18 protein-coding genes are annotated in these 17,305 nt (G+C 68.1%); 11 read left to right on the forward strand and 7 right to left on the reverse strand.

Going from position 1 to position 17,305, the window contains the following annotated elements; all coding sequences use genetic code 11:
- Positions 1 to 5 precede the first annotated feature (5 nt).
- Positions 6 to 968 carry an NADP-dependent oxidoreductase gene (locus ACYQ5L_RS15000; RefSeq protein ID WP_459957962.1) on the reverse strand — a complete coding sequence of 321 codons (963 nt, stop codon included), beginning with the start codon at positions 966 to 968 and terminating at the stop codon, positions 6 to 8.
- Positions 969 to 1,038: 70 nt separating this feature from the next.
- On the opposite strand from ACYQ5L_RS15000, the gene ACYQ5L_RS15005 reads away from it, so the two are divergent.
- Positions 1,039 to 2,016: a GlxA family transcriptional regulator gene (locus ACYQ5L_RS15005; protein ID WP_459957964.1), complete on the forward strand. Its 978-nt coding sequence runs from the start codon at positions 1,039 to 1,041 to the stop codon at positions 2,014 to 2,016.
- Between the two features lie 27 nt (positions 2,017 to 2,043).
- On the opposite strand, the gene ACYQ5L_RS15010 is transcribed toward ACYQ5L_RS15005, so the two are convergent.
- Together ACYQ5L_RS15010 and ACYQ5L_RS15015 are read right to left on the reverse strand one after the other, a co-directional pair.
- Positions 2,044 to 2,607: a DivIVA domain-containing protein gene (locus ACYQ5L_RS15010; RefSeq protein WP_459957966.1), complete on the reverse strand. Its 564-nt coding sequence runs from the start codon at positions 2,605 to 2,607 to the stop codon at positions 2,044 to 2,046.
- A 59-nt stretch (positions 2,608 to 2,666) separates the two neighbouring features.
- Positions 2,667 to 3,332 (reverse strand): TetR/AcrR family transcriptional regulator, encoded by a 666-nt coding sequence (locus ACYQ5L_RS15015; protein ID WP_459957967.1) that lies wholly within the window; start codon positions 3,330 to 3,332, stop codon positions 2,667 to 2,669.
- Positions 3,333 to 3,368: 36 nt separating this feature from the next.
- Between ACYQ5L_RS15015 and ACYQ5L_RS15020 the strand changes: the two genes are divergently transcribed.
- Entirely contained in the window at positions 3,369 to 4,862 is a 1,494-nt protein-coding gene (locus ACYQ5L_RS15020) for a flavin-containing monooxygenase (protein ID WP_459957970.1), read from the forward strand.
- A gap of 62 nt (positions 4,863 to 4,924) precedes the next feature.
- On the opposite strand, the gene ACYQ5L_RS15025 is transcribed toward ACYQ5L_RS15020, so the two are convergent.
- Positions 4,925 to 5,455 (reverse strand): dihydrofolate reductase family protein, encoded by a 531-nt coding sequence (locus tag ACYQ5L_RS15025; protein ID WP_459957972.1) that lies wholly within the window; start codon positions 5,453 to 5,455, stop codon positions 4,925 to 4,927.
- A gap of 1 nt (position 5,456) precedes the next feature.
- Positions 5,457 to 6,377: a helix-turn-helix domain-containing protein gene (locus ACYQ5L_RS15030; protein WP_459957973.1), complete on the reverse strand. Its 921-nt coding sequence runs from the start codon at positions 6,375 to 6,377 to the stop codon at positions 5,457 to 5,459.
- Between the two features lie 159 nt (positions 6,378 to 6,536).
- Between ACYQ5L_RS15030 and ACYQ5L_RS15035 the strand changes: the two genes are divergently transcribed.
- From ACYQ5L_RS15035 to ACYQ5L_RS15075, 9 genes are all read left to right on the forward strand, one after another.
- Positions 6,537 to 6,962 carry a DUF6636 domain-containing protein gene (locus tag ACYQ5L_RS15035; protein ID WP_459957974.1) on the forward strand — a complete coding sequence of 142 codons (426 nt, stop codon included), beginning with the start codon at positions 6,537 to 6,539 and terminating at the stop codon, positions 6,960 to 6,962.
- A 158-nt stretch (positions 6,963 to 7,120) separates the two neighbouring features.
- On the forward strand, positions 7,121 to 7,543 hold the full coding sequence (locus tag ACYQ5L_RS15040) for a hypothetical protein (RefSeq protein ID WP_459957975.1): 423 nt from the start codon (positions 7,121 to 7,123) through the stop codon (positions 7,541 to 7,543).
- Between the two features lie 109 nt (positions 7,544 to 7,652).
- A complete protein-coding gene (locus tag ACYQ5L_RS15045) occupies positions 7,653 to 8,723 on the forward strand; it encodes a nucleotidyl transferase AbiEii/AbiGii toxin family protein (protein WP_459957976.1) in 1,071 nt (356 codons plus the stop codon).
- Positions 8,724 to 9,020: 297 nt separating this feature from the next.
- The gene (locus ACYQ5L_RS15050) at positions 9,021 to 9,419 is read left to right on the forward strand and encodes a nuclear transport factor 2 family protein (RefSeq protein ID WP_459957977.1); all 399 of its coding nucleotides are present in this window, start codon (positions 9,021 to 9,023) and stop codon (positions 9,417 to 9,419) included.
- Between the two features lie 89 nt (positions 9,420 to 9,508).
- Entirely contained in the window at positions 9,509 to 9,883 is a 375-nt protein-coding gene (yajC, locus tag ACYQ5L_RS15055) for a preprotein translocase subunit YajC (protein ID WP_459957978.1), read from the forward strand.
- 96 nt (positions 9,884 to 9,979) lie between these two features.
- On the forward strand, positions 9,980 to 11,755 hold the full coding sequence (secD, locus tag ACYQ5L_RS15060; RefSeq protein ID WP_459957980.1) for a protein translocase subunit SecD: 1,776 nt from the start codon (positions 9,980 to 9,982) through the stop codon (positions 11,753 to 11,755).
- 2 nt (positions 11,756 to 11,757) lie between these two features.
- Entirely contained in the window at positions 11,758 to 13,011 is a 1,254-nt protein-coding gene (secF, locus tag ACYQ5L_RS15065; protein WP_459957981.1) for a protein translocase subunit SecF, read from the forward strand.
- A gap of 2 nt (positions 13,012 to 13,013) precedes the next feature.
- Positions 13,014 to 14,789: an ABC transporter substrate-binding protein gene (locus ACYQ5L_RS15070; RefSeq protein ID WP_459957982.1), complete on the forward strand. Its 1,776-nt coding sequence runs from the start codon at positions 13,014 to 13,016 to the stop codon at positions 14,787 to 14,789.
- Between the two features lie 37 nt (positions 14,790 to 14,826).
- Positions 14,827 to 15,402, forward strand: coding sequence for an adenine phosphoribosyltransferase (locus ACYQ5L_RS15075; RefSeq protein WP_459957984.1), 576 nt, complete (start codon positions 14,827 to 14,829; stop codon positions 15,400 to 15,402).
- Between the two features lie 15 nt (positions 15,403 to 15,417).
- Here ACYQ5L_RS15075 and ACYQ5L_RS15080 read toward each other — a convergent pair whose 3' ends face one another.
- On the reverse strand, positions 15,418 to 15,696 hold the full coding sequence (locus tag ACYQ5L_RS15080) for a hypothetical protein (protein ID WP_379195160.1): 279 nt from the start codon (positions 15,694 to 15,696) through the stop codon (positions 15,418 to 15,420).
- A gap of 50 nt (positions 15,697 to 15,746) precedes the next feature.
- Positions 15,747 to 17,138 (reverse strand): lipase family protein, encoded by a 1,392-nt coding sequence (locus ACYQ5L_RS15085; protein ID WP_459957987.1) that lies wholly within the window; start codon positions 17,136 to 17,138, stop codon positions 15,747 to 15,749.
- Between the last annotated feature and the right edge of the window lie 167 nt (positions 17,139 to 17,305).

Raw genomic sequence — 17,305 nt, forward strand, 5'->3', positions numbered from 1 at the left:
TCGGATCAGTCCACGGTGAGCACCAATTTGCCCACGGTGCGGCCGGTGTCGCCGATGGCGTGTGCCTTGGCGGCTTCGGCGAGCGGGAAGACGCCCGCGAGGGCGGGGGAGAGGGCGCCGGATTCGGCCAGCTCGGCCAGGGCGGCCATGCCCGCGTGATCGGCCTCGACGAGCAGCGGCAGCGCGCGCCGGCCGAGGCGTTCGGCGGCGGCGAGCAGGTTGTCGACTCCCATGGGGCGCAAGGTGACCAGCACGCCGCCCGGGCGCAGCGTGGGCAGGGAGCGAATGGCATTCGCCTCGTCGATCGGATCGAGCACGACATCGACATCGCTGACCGCCTCGGCGAAATCGACTGCGCGGTAGTCGATTACCTCGTCGGCGCCGAGGTGGCGCAGGAAATCGTGATTGGCGGCGCTCGCGGTGCCGATGACATGCGCGCCCCGCGCCTTGGCGATCTGGACGGCGAAGTGACCGACGCCGCCGGCCGCGGCGTGGATCAGGACGCGTTGGCCCGCACCGACATCGGCGGCGTCGACCAGCGCCTGCCAGGCGGTGAGGGCCGCCAGCGGAATGGCCGCCGCGTGCGCGTGGTCGAGATCGGCGGGCTTGCGGGCGAAGGCGCGCGCCGGGCCGGTGACGTATTCGGCGGCCGCGCCGTGGCCGTACGGATAGGGCAGCATGCCGAACACCTCGTCGCCCGGCCGGAACAGGGTGACGCCGACACCGGTGGCGACCACCTCGCCGGAGACATCCCAGCCCAGCACGAACGGCGGTTCCGGCAGGAACAAGCCCGGAATCGACCGGTGCTTCCAGTCGGTCGGATTGAGCGCGGTGGCGCGCACCCGGACGAGGATTTCACTCGGGCCCGGCCGCGGAACGGGACGCCGGACCTCGTGCAGGACCTCGGGACCGCCGAGGGTGTCCTGGCTGATGGCGCGCATGGTGTCGGGAAGCTCGATCTCGGTCATGTCCTTCAGCCTGCTCGCGAGCCGCAGCCAAGAAAATGGCAGGATAGCCATTATTCGATAGAATCGTGCCATGCAGTCGAACGGAATTCGGCCACACCGCGTGGTGGTCCTGGCCCTCGACGGCGTATACGTCTTCGAGCTCGGCATCCCCAAGCGGGTCTTCGGCACCGCCGACGGCCGTTACGAGGTGATCACCTGCTCGCTCGACGGCCGGCCGGTGCGCAGCAACTGCGACTTCGACATCGCCGTCGCGCACGACGGCGATGTGCTGGACACCGCGGACACCGTGATCATTCCGCCGAGTGACGTCGAGTCGATCCTCAGTGACGGCCTCCCACAAGCCGTTTCGCACGCACTGGCCCGAATTCCCGCCCACGCCAGACTCGTATCCATCTGCACCGGCGCGATCGTGGTGGCCGCCGCCGGACTCCTGGACGACCGCGCCGCCACCACGCACTGGAAGTTCACCGAGACCTTCCGCCGCGCCTTCCCGCGCGTGCACCTGGATCCCGACGTCCTCTACGTCGACGACGGCGACATCCTCACCTCCGCCGGCGCCACCGCCGGAGTCGACCTGTGCCTGCACCTCATTCGCCGCGACCACGGCAGCGAGGTCGCCAATAGCGTCGCCCGCCGCTGCGTGGTGCCGCCCTGGCGCGACGGCGGACAGGCGCAGTTCATCGAGCAGCCCGTGCCCCCGGCGGCCGCCGTCGGCACCGCCGAAGCCCGCCACTGGGCCCTGGAGAACCTGCATCTCCCGCTCACCATGGCCGACCTGGCCGAACGAGCGCACATGAGCGGGCGCACCTTCGCCCGCCGCTTCCGTGACGAGGTCGGCATGAGCCCCGGTCGCTGGCTGATCCAGCAGCGCGTCTTCCGCGCCCGCGAACTCCTCGAATCGACCGAGTTGCCGGTGGATCGCATTGCGGCCGAGGTCGGCTTCGCCACGGGCACCTCGCTGCGCCAGCATCTGCACGAGTCCATCGGCGTCACCCCGCTGGCCTATCGCCGCACCTTCCGCTCGACCCCCGCGCTCGCCGAATCCTGAGTCGCGGTGGCGACTCCCGGCGCGGGTTCAGTGCTGCGGCAACTTCTCCAGCTGATGCGCGACCAGGTCCAGGAACGCGTCGACCTCGTCGCGGTGATACGCGGGCATGCCCGCGGCGGCAGTGTGAAAAGCGGTCTGCCGCACATCGTCCGCGGTCAGGCCATTGGGACTGTGGTGGGCCAGGGTCGCGGCTAATCGATCCAGGAAGGCCCCGACCTCCTCGGCCGCGTACCCGGACACGCCGTGCGGCGGCGCGGAGAACCGGATGTGCAGCACATCGTCGTGGGTGAGCACATCCGCGAAGCGCCCGGACGGGATCCGCCCCCGCCCGCGGCGCAGGAATTCCAGCTCGGTGCACACCTGGTCGAGGAAGTCGTCGACCTGCTCGATGTCGTAGCCGCGATGCCCGCGCGGGGGCGCGTCGAATTCCACCAGCCGGATATCGGCGGCGGTGAGGTGATCGCGCCCGGACATGGTCTCGGCAATGCGCGCGCAGAAGGCGTCCACCTGGGCCGGGTGATAGCCGTGGTGCCCGAACGGTGCATGGCCGAATCGTTTGCGGCGGACGTCCTCGGGGGTCACCCGCGCCATTGTGCCAATCCCCGCATGTCCGAATCTCCGCCGCCCCGAGCCGAATCCGGTTTGCCGGATCAGTCCTTGCGCACGCCGTCGATGAGCAGCCGGCGAATGGCCTGGCCCAGGCCCTCGACGGCGGTCATATCCGGATCACGCAGGCCGTGGATGATGGCCGCCAGGATCATGCCGGTGACCGCCTTCGCGGTATTGGCGGTATCCAGATCGGCGCGCAGATAGCCCTGCTCCACGCCGTGCTCCAGATAGCCCGCGGTGAGCGCGTCCGCGGAGTCCAGCAGGCCGTACAGGCGCATGGTGAGCTCGGCGTCGATGCCGGTGGCCTGGAACAACAGCAGCTGCGCCACCCGCTGATCCTCCAGGAAGATGCCGATCAGCGCGGTGCCGATGCGCTCGGTCTGGGCCCGGTAGGACTCCAGGGTGTCGGCCGCGTCGGGGGCGTTGTCGGTGCCCAGCGCCTCGATGATGCGGGCGGCCAGATCGTCGATGACGTGATCGATGATGTCGCGCTTATTGGCGAAGTAGCGGTAGAAGGTGCCGTGCCCGATGCCCAGCTCGGCGGCGATATCGGCAATGCCGGTGGCGTGGTAGCCCTTCTCGGCGAAGCACGCGAAGGCGGTGTCGATGATGTCCTGGCGGAGCTCGGCCTTGCGTCGTTCGATTCTCGAGGATGGCTTCGTCACGCTCCCGATGATACGGTGATCACAAACGGAATGAGATGTCATTCCGTGACATGGGCATCATTTCTTTGGAGGTTCGGCGTGGCACCTCAGTACGACGCCATCGTGGTCGGTGCGGGCTTCGGCGGTATGGGCGCGGGCATCGAGTTGGATCGGCTCGGCCTGAGCAATTTCGTGATCCTGGAGCGCGAGGACGATCTCGGCGGCACCTGGCACGTCAATCGCTATCCGGGGCTGGCCGTGGACATCGCCTCGGTGACCTACTCCTACTCCTTCGAGCCCAACCCGTACTGGTCGCGGCTGTTCGCGCCGGGCGCGGAGCTGAAGAAGTACGCCGAGCACGTCGCCGACAAGTACGACCTGCGCCGGCGCATGCGGTTCAACACCGTGGTCGGCGGGGCCCGCTGGGACGAGGAACAGCAGCAGTGGACAGTGGCGCTGGAGAACGGTGAATCCCTCACCGCGCGTTATGTTCTCGCCGCCACCGGATTCCTGTCGCAGCCGTACACGCCGCCGTTCCCGGGCATCGACACCTTCCAGGGCAAGATCATCCACACCACCGCGTGGGAGGACGATTACGACCTGACCGATCGCAGGGCCGCCATCATCGGCACCGGAGCCACCGCCGTGCAGCTGATTCCGGAGATCGCCAAGCAGGCGCGCGAGCTGACGGTCTTCCAGCGCACGCCGATCTGGGTGGTGCCCAAGGTCGACACCGCCATCCCGAAGCCGGTGCAACAGCTGTTCGCGCGAGTTCCGGTGACGCAGAAGGCCGCCCGCCTGGTCAACACCTCGCTGCTGGAAGCGCTCATGGTGGTCGGCGTGCTGCACTTCAAGGAGGCCAAGCCGCTGAACAAGGCGGCCGGCGTGCTGGCCAAGGCGCATCTGCGGGCTTCGGTGCGGGACAAGGAGACCCGCGAGAAGCTCACCCCCGATTACGATTTCGGCTGCAAGCGGCCCACTTTCTCGAACACCTACTTCAAGACGTTCAACGAACCGCACGTGCGGCTGGAGACCAACTCCATCGATCACCTCGAGCCCGACGGCATCGTGACCGCCGACGGCCACAAGACCGAGATCGACACCCTCGTGCTGGCCACCGGGTTCAACCTGTGGGACGTCAACTTCCCGGCCATCGAGATCATCGGCCGCGATGGGGTCAATCTCGGAAAATTCTGGCGCGACAACCGCTTCCAGGCCTACGAGGGCGTGACCATCCCGAAGTTCCCCAACTTCGTCTCGCTCAACAGCCCCTACTCCTACAGCGGCCTGTCCTACTTCACCACCATCGAGGCGCAGATGAAGCACATCGGCCGCCTCTTCGGTGAGATGTTCCGCCGCGGCGAGCAGGTCTTCGAGGTCACCGAATCCGCCAATGCCGAGTTCCTGGACCGCGTCACCGACAAGCTCGGCTCGTCGGTCTTCTACGGCGGCCAGTGCGCCACCGCCCGCAGCTACTACTTCAACCAGCACGGCGAGGCCGCCCTGCTCCGCCCCACCAGCACGCTCAATGCCCACCGCGAGGCGTCCAGCTTCCCGCTCGACGACTACACCTACGGGGTGCAGTCGGCCTGAGCAGGGAGCGCGCGGTCGGCAGAGTCGGCGGCCGACCGCGCGTCCCGGACCCCGCGGCCCGGTCAGGCCGGGAGCACTTGATAACGGGCGCAGGCGAATTCACCGTTCATCGCGACTTCGATGAGTTTCAACTCGCGACGCCGGGGTAGCAGGGGTGCCCCGGCGCCGAGGGTGACCGGTGCGAACCAGACGACGAGCTCGTCGAGCAGGCCGTGATCGGCGAATTGCCCGGCCAGATCGCCGCCGCCCATGACCCAGAGGTTCTTGTCCCCGGCGGCGGCCGCCATCCGCTCGTACACGGTGGGCGCCGGATCGGTGGTGAACCGGATATCGCGACCGGGAGCGGCGGTGAGTTCGCGATGGGTGAACACCCAGACCGGGACGTTGTACGCCCAGGTGTCCGGGTCGTGGTCGATGATCCACTGATAGGTGTTGGCGCCCATAGCGATCGCTCCGATGCCGTCGACGAACGGAGCCAGCCCCATCGGTCCCCGCTCGTCGTTCTCGCGGTGCAGCAGCCACTCCAGGGAGTTGTCGGAGTCGACGAGGAAGCCGTCCAGGCTGGCGGCGGTGTAATAGGTGGCGAAGGTCATCTCATCCTCTCTGGCGGAGCCACATGATCGGGTCTCCGTAACCGAGTTTTTCTGCGATATCCGGTGATTCGGCGCGCAACCAGTGCCGCACCAGCAGCCGCCGGTGCGCGGAGAACGTGAGCACATGCGCGATCACGCTGCCGAGGACGAAGCTCTCCGGCGGTTCGCACAGCGCGTCGATGAGGGTGTCGTTCCACCCGCCCCGCCGATCGATCTCCCGCACTGCCTCCAGCCAGCGTGGCGCGACCGCGTTGAAGCGCAGGATCAGGCTCTCCGGGTCGTCCTCGCCCTCGGGTGGCGTATCCGCCCCTTCGATCGAGGCCAGCCACAACTCCCGCGTCCGCACGTGCCGGTGCAGCACGGCCGCGATGGATTCCTCGGGACCGTCCCACGGCAACACCGTCAACCCCGCCGCCTGCACCCGGCGATACTGCTCCTCATCGAGCCCCGCTGCCGCGGTGAGCAATTCGCGCGTGTCCTCCAATTCGTTGTGCACCATGACCGCCGTGGGATCCATATCCGCCCGTCCTCTCGGCTCGCTCTCCACCCACAACGACATCGGCGGATGGAAATGCACTCCGTTCACAGCGGGCAGCCAGCGCTGCTTCCGCTCGTTCGTGGTCCCGCTGGGCGGATGCCCGTACGCCCGGCTGAACGCCCGGCTGAACCCCTCCACCGAGTCGTACCCGGCGGCGAACGCCACCTCGGTCACGCTCTTGCCGCCGCTCAATTCCCACGCGGCCCGCTCCAGCAGCACCCGCCGCCGTAGCGCCACCGGTGTCTCCCCGGTGCCCCGCGCGAACTGCCGCGAGAAGTGAAACGGCGAGGCGTAGGCATCCGCCGCCATATCGCCGAGCGTGGCGTTGTCCTCGTCGAGCACCGCGTCCAGCAACTCCCGAAGCCGATCCCGTCCTGTCTGCACCACTCGAGTCTTCCCGACCCGCGGCCGTCCCGACATGACCGAAATTGCTCAGTCGGCGACGCCGCCGTTACCGCCCGCGACACCGGGCGCGATATGGAAATGGCATCCGGAACCGGACGCCGCCCGGCCGGCCGCCGGGCTCACCATGGGGGGACCACTATGAAGTCACGCCTGTTTCCATTGCTCGCCGGCGCCGCCATGGCTGCTCTCACCGCCGCCGCGGCGCCCGCCCAGGCCGGCGACACCGGCCAATTCCGCACCCCCAGCGGCAATATCATCTGCGCCACCAGCGACCGAGGCGTGGTCTGCCAAATCCTCGAATACGCCTACGCCACCCCGGACCGCCCCGCGACCTGCTCCGGCGCCTACGGCGACGTCTTCTCCCAATGGGACGGCACCCACGCCGAAATCCGTTGCCACACCGACCGCCCCTTCGACCCCACCCAGGGCCGAATCATCGACTACGGCAAAACCGTCCAAGCCGGCAGCGTCGTCTGCACCGTCCAGCCCGCCTACCTCGAATGCGTGGACCCCTACGCCCGCCACGGCTTCCACCTGTCCCGCGAGTCCTACACGGTCTACTGATTCATATGAAGTGGATATGCCGCCTGGCTGTCGCAGCACTGCTCACGGTTGCGATTTCCGTTGTGGCGCAACCGCCTACCGCCTGTGCTTGCAGCCACTGTCCGAGGCCGTCCGACGCCGAGGCTTTCGCGCAGTCGGACACGGTCCTCATCGGAACCGTGCGGAGCGTCGAGGAGCTCGACGACTACGGCGGCGGGGTCTTCACCGTCGAGGTCGACACCGTGTACAAGGGCTCGGCGGCCCGCTTGCAGGGCGTTGTCACCGCCCAAGCGACCGCCTGCGGCTGGAGCGGCGAGGTCGGCCAGCGCTACGTCATCTTCGGTGAACGCGCCGGCGACCGCATCAGAACCGATTGCGGCGCCGGAAACCGACCGGCTGGATCTGCCCTGACCGTGCCGCCGGGCATGACCGCCATCGCCCCGGAGCCGGGCGAATCCGGCGTCCCGGCATCCAGTGTCTTCGGCATCCCGAGCACGTTCGTCGGCTACGCGGTGCTGATCGCGACCGCCTTCCTTCTAGCGGCGGCCGCCTTGTGCGTCGGTCTCGTCGTCCGGACAGGGCGCGGCAACCGGCAAGCCTGATCGCCGGCGGTCGGGGAACCCAGATTTCGAATCAGGTAGTGCTGCTTGAAGATTGGTATGGTCGAGCCGTGTGTATCGAACATGCGTTCGTGATCGGCGGGTACGTCGCATGGTGACCCGGGACGAGGCGCATCGAGCGGCGCTCGACCACCTGCTCGGTCTCATTGCGGGCTCGCACTGGGGTGGGGATCTGGTGCTGCGGGGCAGCATGGTGCTGCTGGCCTGGCTCGGGGAGCGGGCGCGCCCGCCCGCTGATCTGGACTGGATTCTGACCGACCCGCGCAAGCCGCTGTTCCGCAGTCTGGATCGGTGCGACGAGGTCTATCCTCCCTTCGACGCGTACGTCGATCCGCTCGATCCCTATCCGTACGTCGACGACATCTCCCAGGTGCAGCAGTGGCCGGAGGCGGCGGGCGGGGCCGCCCGGTATCGACTGTGGGCGGAGGAGGAATTCGGCACGTTCGGGACCCGGCCGATCCTGCCGCCCGAAGGGCTGCGGTGGGCGCACGAAGGCGACTTCTGGCCGGGCGAGGAGTTCATGGTCGACACCTCGCTGTACGACGATCTGGTCGCCGCCGTGCGCCGGGATCCGTTCGCCGGTCGCGGAGTGGTGTTGTGCCCCAACGATATCGGCCTGGATCGACAAGGCTGGTCCGGGTATCCGGGCGGTTACGGTGCGCCCGGGGCGCGCTATCTGGTGCCGTGGATCGCGGGTTCGGAAGCGGGTGTGGTCCGCGTCGAGATCGCCGCCGACGAATACCTTCCGAACGAACCCGTCCGGACGCCGATTCCGCGCGCCGACGGTGGCGCGCCCACGGTCGTCACGACCGCGGGCCGCGGCCTGTCCCTGGCGTGGAAACTGTTGTGGCTGCACACCGATGCCACCGAAGGCGAGGGCGCCCGCGGTAAGGACCTCTACGATGCGGTCCTGCTGGCCGAATACCCGAAGACCAGACTGCCGCCCCAGCTGATGACCACGGTATTCGGCGACCCCGCCCGTATCCGACCCGCCGACATCCCCGGCTGGAATGTCAACTGGGAGCAGTTCATTCGGCAGTATCCGGCAGTCGAGGGGGATCTGGCGAACTGGCTGCACCGCCTGGCCCGCGCCTACGCCCAACTTCCGGCGCGGCGCAGAAAGCAGGGCCGGGAAGTGACCACTGTGCGCCCAGCTCGGTGAAACAGCGCGCACTAGAGCCCGCAACAGTGGTCGAATTCCGCCTCAACGTCTGAACGATTTGAAACATCGCCGACCGGGAACTGGTGGCGGACCCTTCTCGCGTTTTGCCGCCACCAGTTCCCGGTCGATGTCATTTCACTTGGCGGTGATGTCGGCGATGGTCAGGCGGCGCAGGACGATTCCGCGCCGCGCCGACACTTCCGCGACCGATGTGCCTATCTCGGCCCACGCGGGCCAGGGGTGGGTCCACTGTGCCTGTCTGACCCTCTGACTGTGACCGGGGCGTAGCGTCGGGGTATGGATCGCGAGGGTGTTGCGCGGTGGGTCGGCGCGTATGAGCGGGCGTGGCGGACGGCCGGGACCGCGGCGGTGGGGGAGCTGTTCGCGGACAAGGCCCGGTATCTGGTTTCGCCCTGGGCGAAGCCGATCGTGGGGATCGAGGCGTTGCGGGGGTTTTGGGAAGCCGGGCGGAAGGGGGCCGACGAGCGGTTCCGGATGATGTCGGAAGTGGTCGCGGTGGACGGGAACACCGCGGTCGTGCGGGTGTTCGTGGAGTACGAGGACGAGGAACCGGGCAGGTGGCGGGACCTTTGGGTGCTGCGGTTCGACGGGGAGGGCAAGTGCGAGTGGTTCGAGGAGTGGCCGTTCGCGCCGGATCAGGAGGATGGCCAGGAAACGGTTGGCGGGGTCGGATAGAGAGTCGGCGCGTCCTGTTCGGGGGAATGCTGGCAGACTGTGGGGGACACGCCACCCATCCGACCATTGACTAGGGGCTGACTTCGACGATGGACCTTCTGCTGCCGCTGCTGCTGGTTGCTCTGCTCATCCCGATGTTCCTCGGTGTCCGCCGCCAGAAGCGCGAGATGGCCAAGGTTACGGAGATGCAGGAAAGCCTGAAGACCGGCGACCGGGTCGTCACCACGTCGGGGCTGTACGGCACCGTGGTGGACGTCGATGACACCACCGTGGACCTCGAGATCGCCGAGGAGGTCGTGACCACCTGGTCGCGCGCCGCGATCCGTGAGGTGCGCACCGACGACATCGAGACCACCACCGAGGACACGACGACCGCCCCCGCTTCCGCGGAGCCCGTCGCCAACGGCACCGCCGACGCCGTCTCGGACGCCGCCGACGACACCACGCGCCTGTCCAAGGACTGACACATCCAGCGCCGTCCGCCGCCGGGCACACCGGCGGCCGACGGCGCTGCGGTGTGCCCGCTCGCTCCCCTCGATTCCGCCTAGGAGATAAGTACTGTGCCACCTTCCCAGGGAAAGGCGCGCCAACTGCGCCTGCTCGGCGTCTACGCCGCACTGGTGGCCGTGATGTTCGGCCTGGTGTTCTTCACCGGTGACAAATCCGCGACCCCCAAGCTCGGCATCGACCTGCAGGGCGGTACCCGCGTCACGCTGACCGCCCGCACCGTCGACGGCGGCAAGCCGAGCCAGGACAGTCTGCGCCAGGCGCAGGACATCATCGAGCGCCGCGTCAACGGCCTCGGCGTCTCCGGGTCCGAGGTCGTCATCGAGGGCGAGAACCTGGTGATCACGGTCCCGGGTGAGGATGGCGGACAGGCCAAGTCGCTGGCCAGCACCGCCAAGCTCTACGTCCGCCCGGTGCTGCAGTCGATCCCGCCGCAGGTGGTCAACGGCCAGCCGGTCAACCAGCAACAGCAGCAGCCGGCCCCGCCGGCCAATGCCACCGTGCCGCCGACGGATGCCACCGCGCCCGGCGCGGAGACTCAGACCCCGCCTGCCACGGGCGAGGCCCCGGCCGTGCAGAACCGCGTGTTCCCGGCCCAGCAGCCGACCGAACCGTCCGAGCCGACCACGGAGCCGGCCCCGACGACCGAACCGGCCCCCGCCACCGAACCGGCCGCGCCGACCACCCCGGCCAACCAGCCGCAGAACCCGCAGCAGCAGCAAGCGCAGGACATCGCGGCCGCGAAGGCCTTGCGGCAGAGCACCGATCCGTCGATCCAGCAGATCGCCATGATGAGCATGGACTGCTCCAAGCCGGATCCGCTCGAGGGCAACGACGACCCGAATCTGCCGCTGGTCACCTGCAATACCGAGGGCACCGAGGTCTACCTGCTCGACGTCTCCAAGCTCGACGGCCAGGAGATCAAGAACGCCACCGGCGATTTCAACTCGCAGGAATCCAAGTGGATGGTCAGCGTCGAGTTCAAGTCCGCCGGCGCCGACACCTGGGGCAAGCTCACCACCGAGTACTACAACCAGCAGCTGGCCTTCGTGCTCGACTCCAAGGTCGTGAGCGCGCCGGTGGTGCAGCAGGCCGGCCAGTACGGCGGCAGCACCGCCATCTCCGGCACCGGCATCAACAAGACCACCGCCAAGGAACTGGCCAATACCCTCAAGTACGGTTCGCTGCCGCTGTCCTTCGCCACCTCCGAGGCCGAGACCGTCTCGGCCACCCTCGGCCTGTCCTCGCTGCGCGCGGGCCTGATCGCGGGTGCCATCGGCCTGGTCGCGGTGCTGCTGTACTGCCTGCTCTACTACCGCATGCTCGGCTTCCTGGCCGGTTTCTCGCTGCTCGCGGCGGGCGCTGCGGTGTACGCGATCATCGTGCTGCTGGGCAGGTGGATCGGATTCACCCTCGATCTGGCCGGTATCGCCGGTCTGATCATCGGTATCGGCATGACGGCCGACTCGTTCGTGGTGTTCTTCGAACGCATCAAGGACGAGATGCGCGAGGGCCGCAGCTTCCGCTCGGCCGTCCCGCGCGGCTGGTCGCGCGCCCAGCGCACCAACCTGTCGGGCAAGACGGTCAGCCTGATCGCCTCCGCGGTGCTGTACCTGCTGGCCGCGGGCCAGGTGAAGGGCTTCGCCTTCACCCTGGGCGTCACCACCGTGCTCGACGTCGTCGTGCTCTACCTGGTCACCGGACCGCTCATGCTGATGGCCTCGCGCTCGCCGTTCTGGGCGAAGCCATCGGTGAACGGCCTGGGCGCCGTTGCTCAGATTGCCCGTGAACGCAAGGCGGCGGCCGGCGTCCTGGTGAAGGAGGCGTGATCATGCGCAAGTCCAGTAGCCCCGCGCTGGATATCGATTCCGAGCTCGATTTCGAATCGGATCGCAGCACGCCGCAGCACAGTGTGTTCGAGCGGCTCTACACCGGCACCGGCGGTTTCGAGATCGTCGGACGCCGGAAGTTCTTCTACGCCTTGAGCGCCCTGTTCGTGGTGATCGCCATCGCGAGCATCGCGATCAAGGGTTTCACCCTGGGCATCGACTTCGCCGGCGGCTCCCGCATCCAGCTGCCCGCCGCGGACAATGTCACCACCTCCAAGGTGGAGGACGTGTACAAGTCCGCGCTCGGCCACGATCCGGTGACCGTGCAGAAGGTGGGTTCCGGTGCGGCGGCGGCCATTCAGATCCGCTCGGAGTCGCTGGACGACCAGCAGTCGACCACGCTGACCAACGCGCTGTACGAGGCGTTCCAGCCGAAGGACAAGAACGGCCAGCCGAATCCGAATGCCATCTCGGTGGCGGAGATCAGTGAGACCTGGGGTGGCCAGATCACCCAGAAGGCATTGATCGCGCTGGCGGTGTTCGTGGCATTGACCATGGTGTACATCGCGATTCGCTTCGAACGCGATATGTCGATCGCGGCCATCGGCTCGCTGTTCTTCAACCTGGTCGTCACCGCGGGCATCTACTCGCTGGTCGGCTTCGAGGTGACGCCGGCGGCGGTCATCGGCCTGCTGACGATTCTGGGCTTCGTGCTCTACGACAATGTGGTCGTCTTCGACAAGGTCGAGGAGAACACCCAGGGCGTGCTGCATCTGCGCAAGCACACCTATGCGGAGAAGGCCAACCTGGCGGCCAATCAGACGCTCATGCGCTCGATCAACACCACCATCATCGGCATTCTGCCGATCATCGGCATGCTGGTGGTCGCGGTGTGGCTGCTGGGTGTGGGCACCCTCAAGGACCTGGCCCTGGTGCAGCTGGTCGGCATGATCGTCGGCGCCTACTCCTCGATCTTCTTCGCGGTGCCGCTGCTGGTGTCGATCAAGGAGCGGTTCGGCCCGGTGGCCGAGCACACCCGCAAGGTGATGGCGCGCCGCTCCGGCGCGGCCAGCGCCCGCGCCGGTGAGGTCGGCGCCCAGCGCGCCGGCGCCGCCAGCCGCCCCTCTTTCGAGAAGAGCGCCTCCTTCGATGGTTTCGCGGCCGGACGGGAGAGCCACGGCCCGCGCACCCGGGACGGCGGCGGTCCCCGACCGGGCGCCCGGCCGAGCGGGAAACGACACAAGAGAAGGCACTGAGCATGCGCAGGGGGTCGACAACGGTGGGACGGCGAGACAGCGAATCGATCGGCCGGACCGCCGGCCCCCGCGCCCTGCTCCGCCGTGGCCTGATCGTGGCCGCGGCGGGGGTGCTGGGCGCCGGCGCGCTGGCCGGTTGCGCGGGCAAGAACCAGGTGCCCTCCATCGGCTACGGCGTGGACACGGCGGTCGCCAGCTACAACGGCGGCAGCACGCTGGGCGCCAATAGCGGTGCGGCGGCGGTGTTCTCGCGCGTGCTGACCGGGTTCTTCTACACCGGCCCGGACGGGCAGCCGGTGGCCGACACCGATACCGGCACCGCCAAGGAGGTGCCGGGGGAGTCGCAGACCATCCAGTACCGGCTGAATCCGGACGGCGTCTACTCCGACGGCACCCCCACCTCGTGCGACGATCTGGTGCTGGCCTGGGCGGCGCGCTCGGGCCGGTTCACCAAAGCCGGTCCGGGCGGCCCGATTCCGATGTTCGATGCCGCCTCCACGCTCGGCTATCGCGATATCGAGCGGGTGGAATGCCAGGCCGGGTCCAAGGACGCGACGGTGACCTTCCGTCCGGGCAAGCATTATTCGGCGTGGAAGACGCTGTTCAATGCCACCGAGATCATGCCCGCGCACGTGGTCGCCACGGCGGCCAAGGTGCCGAATCTGGTGCAGGCCATCACGACCGGTGATCAGGCCGTCATGGAGCGCATCGCCGACTTCTGGAACACCGGCTGGATTCTCACCCCGGGCAAGCTGGATCTGTCGGCGCTGCCGTCCTCGGGTCCGTACCGGGTCGAATCGTTCAGCAAGGACGACGGCCTGGTCCTGGTGAAGAACGACAAGTGGTGGGGCAATGCCGCCAAGACGCCGCGCATCGTGGTGTGGGACAAGAATTCCGACCTGAAGAAGAAGGTCGGCGACGGCGCGATCGGTGTGCTCGACATCGGCGCCGGATCCCTCGGCGAGGTGAGTCTGGACGGGTTCAGCGGGGGCAGTGTGCCCGGCCGCGGCGCCGAAACGCTGACCCTGAGCACCGGCGGCGTCTTCAGCTCCACCGAGGCCCGCCGCGCGCTCGCGCTGTGCACGCCCCGGCAGTCACTGTTCGACAAGCTCGGGCATCCGGGCTTCGACGCCGACTCCGCGCTCGGTGCGGGACCGCTGAATTCCCGCACCCTGCAACAGGACTCGCTGTACTACTCGGCGGTCACCGGTGCAGCCGACCGCTACGAGAACGCCGACGCCGCGGCCGCCGGCCAGGCGCTGAAAGCCTCCGGGGTGCAGAACCCCACCGTGCGCATCGGCTATGTGGCGCCGGACGAGCGGCGGGCGCAGACCGTGTCGATGATCGCGGAGTCGTGCAAGGCGGCCGGTATCAATGTGGTCGACGCGGGCGCGCCCGATTTCGCCGCCGCCCAGCTGGCCGAGGGCAAGGTGGACGCCGTGCTCGGCGGCGCCGCCGCCATGCCCGGCCCGTCGGGTTCGCTCACCGGCACCGACGCGATTGCGGCCTTGCACACAGCGCAAGGTTTGAATTACGGCCGCTTCGGCAATGGTCGCTACGATGCCATCGCGGATCAGCTTGCCGGTGAGCAGGATTCGGCCACCGTGCTGAACCTGCTGACCGAGCAGGAGAATCTGCTGTGGAGTGAGATGCCGTCCATCCCGCTGTTCGCCACCCCGCGCACCATCGCGTTCGGCGACGGCATGGAGAACGGCATCGCCAGCCCGACACGCGCGGGCGCGGGATGGAATATGGATCGCTGGGTACTGAAACGGTGAGGGCCGTGGCGGCGTTGGTGACGAGGAGTAGGTGCAGATGAGCAAGCACGAGATGGCAGAGACCGCCGAGGTCGCCGGGGAGCGCAGTGCGCGCGCCGCGGACGCGGTGCAGCGGCTGACCCGCTGGCACGACGACTTCCCGACCCCGGGCGTGCGATTCGCCGATCTGACGCCGGTCTTCGCGGACGCCGACGGCTTCCGCGCGGTGCTGGACTGCTTCGCCGCCTGCGCGCCGGACGCGGACCTGGTGGCCGGTGTGGACGCGCGCGGCTTCTTGCTGGGCGCGGGCGTGGCCGCGGTACTGGGCACCGGCGTCATCGCGGTGCGCAAGGCCGGCAAGCTGCCGCCGCCGGTCATCTCGCGCGAGTACACCCTCGAATACGGTTCGGCGGCACTGGAGATCCCGGGCGACGGCATCGACCTGGCGGGCCGGCGGGTGCTGCTGCTCGATGACGTGCTCGCCACCGGCGGCACCCTGGCCGCGGCGGCGGAGCTGTTCAAGGCGGCCGGCGCGGAGGTGGTGGCGGCCGCCGTGGTGCTGGAGCTGAGTTTCCTGGGCGGCCGGGACCGGCAGGGCGATTACCCGCTGACATCGATCGTCGAGCTGGACTAGCCGGCGGGTCGCCGGTCAGTCCAGCAATCGGGCGATGAATCCGGCGACCACCAGCCAGAACACCGCGGCCAGGCCGTAATTCACGACAATGTCGAGTTTGTCGTCACCGGTGTGGAACAGTCCGGGGAAGAACAGTGCGAGCGGTTCGGCCAAGGATCTGATGCCTTGGAAGAACCGGTTCGCCTGGTCCGCCTCGAAAACGAGCATGAGAATGTAGATCGCCTCGATGAGGGCGAATAGGGCACCGACGCCCGCAATAATGCGGGCCCCTGCGCCCTCACGGGTTCGGTACATGTAGGGCATATCCGGGTGATGCCCGCTGCGCACCGATCGAAACGGACCGGTCAGCGGCCGGTTCCGATGGCCTGCCCCAGCAATGCCGCCAGCGCGGTCGGCAGGACTTCCGCCGCCGTCTGCCAGAATCGCGGCTCCGCCATGACGAACGTGGGACTGCTGATCGCGCAGCCCGGTGCGGCGGGCACGCCATCGAGCCGGTCCCGCAGGAACTTGACGGCCCCTGGCAACTGCGCGGCGACGCCGGATATGTGCTCGCCCACCAGCTCCCGTTCGTAGGTGACGCTGGGCGCGCCCTCGGCGCAGTACTTGTCGACGAGCCGGTCCACACCCGCATTGGGCAGAATCTCGTCGAACTGCGCGTGATAGATGTACACCGGCATATTCGGCGTCGCCTGCCCGAGCGAGTTCTCCGCCAGGAACCGCTGCACGGCCGGATGCTGGAACGGATCGCCCTGGAACGCGCCGAGATAATCGTAGAACGGCACCAGCGCGGTCCCCATGGGATGGCACAGCAGGTGTTTCGACGCCAGCAGCACCTGGCTCACCGGGTCGACGATGCTGTTGCGCAACATCTCCCGCACCTCGGGGTACTCGTTGGAGATGCCCGCGAACACCCCCATGATCAGGCCGGTGTAGACCCCTCTGTTGTTGTGCCGCAAGGCCGTCGCGAAATCGGCCGCCGCGACCCCGCCCGCGGCGATGCCGACGATGTTCAGTTCCGGCGCGTAGGTCTGGGCGATCTCCGCGGCGAAGGAGGAGGGCACGGTGCCGCCGGAGTACCCCCACAGGGCGGTCGGGGTATCCGGTCCGGACAGTTGTGCGGGCGCGAAGTTCTCGACCGCCCGAATGCCGTCGAGGGTGGTCTGCGCATTCAATTTGGACGTGCCATAGGACGATTTCGGGCCCTCGTAGTCCGGCAGCGCCACCGTCCAGCCCTCACCGACCCCGGCCGCGATGGGAATCAGCACCTCGGCGGCATTGACGTAGTCGAAAGGGATTGCCCCGGACTGGATCACATACGACGGTGCGCAATACTGCGCGGCGCTGTCCTCGGCGATCTGATACGACAGCAGCTTGCGCCCGCCCTCGGGCGGCGGCGCCTTGGGCACCAGCACGGTGGTGACCGTGGCAATGGCCTCGCCGAAACTGTTGCTGGTCCGGTAGAGCAGCTGCCAGGCATCCACATTCAGGTGCACGAACCCGAAGTACGCCGGCATGATCCGCCGCGCCCGCAGGATCTCACCGGGCTGCGCCGCGGCCACCAGCCCGGCCTCGGGCGCGTAGAACTCGTCGAATTCCGGCGGCAGCGTGACCGCCGGCGGCGGCTCGATCGCGACCTCCCGAATCGGCTCGGCCCCGGCGCTCACCGGCGCCGCCGCCAACAGCAGGCCCAGGGCGACACCGGTCGCGAGCAGCCGTCCCCAACTGCGTGATGTCATCGAATCTCTTTCTCGTGCACGGCGATGTGGGCATCAACCGTCTCAGACGAGGGTGGTCGCGGTCTCTGTGCGCGGAATCAGGGTTGCGGCACGGCTTTTGTTCGAATGACAGGATTCCGGTTGGCGAACGGCGGAATCGTCCAGTTCCGTGGCATTGCGCTGCGGAC

Source organism: Nocardia sp. IFM 10818, from assembly GCF_054655275.1.

What these genes read in the sequence shown, in the direction of transcription:
- ACYQ5L_RS15000 (WP_459957962.1), bottom strand. Translation starts at nt 968, where the DNA reads ATGACCGAGATCGAGCTTCCCGACACCATGCGCGCCATCAGCCAGGAC.
- ACYQ5L_RS15005 (WP_459957964.1), top strand. Translation starts at nt 1,039, where the DNA reads ATGCAGTCGAACGGAATTCGGCCACACCGCGTGGTGGTCCTGGCCCTC.
- ACYQ5L_RS15010 (WP_459957966.1), bottom strand. Translation starts at nt 2,607, where the DNA reads ATGGCGCGGGTGACCCCCGAGGACGTCCGCCGCAAACGATTCGGCCAT.
- ACYQ5L_RS15015 (WP_459957967.1), bottom strand. Translation starts at nt 3,332, where the DNA reads ATGACATCTCATTCCGTTTGTGATCACCGTATCATCGGGAGCGTGACG.
- ACYQ5L_RS15025 (WP_459957972.1), bottom strand. Translation starts at nt 5,455, where the DNA reads ATGACCTTCGCCACCTATTACACCGCCGCCAGCCTGGACGGCTTCCTC.
- ACYQ5L_RS15035 (WP_459957974.1), top strand. Translation starts at nt 6,537, where the DNA reads ATGAAGTCACGCCTGTTTCCATTGCTCGCCGGCGCCGCCATGGCTGCT.
- ACYQ5L_RS15045 (WP_459957976.1), top strand. Translation starts at nt 7,653, where the DNA reads ATGGTGACCCGGGACGAGGCGCATCGAGCGGCGCTCGACCACCTGCTC.
- ACYQ5L_RS15050 (WP_459957977.1), top strand. Translation starts at nt 9,021, where the DNA reads ATGGATCGCGAGGGTGTTGCGCGGTGGGTCGGCGCGTATGAGCGGGCG.
- yajC (WP_459957978.1), top strand. Translation starts at nt 9,509, where the DNA reads ATGGACCTTCTGCTGCCGCTGCTGCTGGTTGCTCTGCTCATCCCGATG.
- secF (WP_459957981.1), top strand. Translation starts at nt 11,758, where the DNA reads ATGCGCAAGTCCAGTAGCCCCGCGCTGGATATCGATTCCGAGCTCGAT.
- ACYQ5L_RS15070 (WP_459957982.1), top strand. Translation starts at nt 13,014, where the DNA reads ATGCGCAGGGGGTCGACAACGGTGGGACGGCGAGACAGCGAATCGATC.
- ACYQ5L_RS15075 (WP_459957984.1), top strand. Translation starts at nt 14,827, where the DNA reads ATGAGCAAGCACGAGATGGCAGAGACCGCCGAGGTCGCCGGGGAGCGC.
- ACYQ5L_RS15080 (WP_379195160.1), bottom strand. Translation starts at nt 15,696, where the DNA reads ATGTACCGAACCCGTGAGGGCGCAGGGGCCCGCATTATTGCGGGCGTC.
- ACYQ5L_RS15085 (WP_459957987.1), bottom strand. Translation starts at nt 17,138, where the DNA reads ATGACATCACGCAGTTGGGGACGGCTGCTCGCGACCGGTGTCGCCCTG.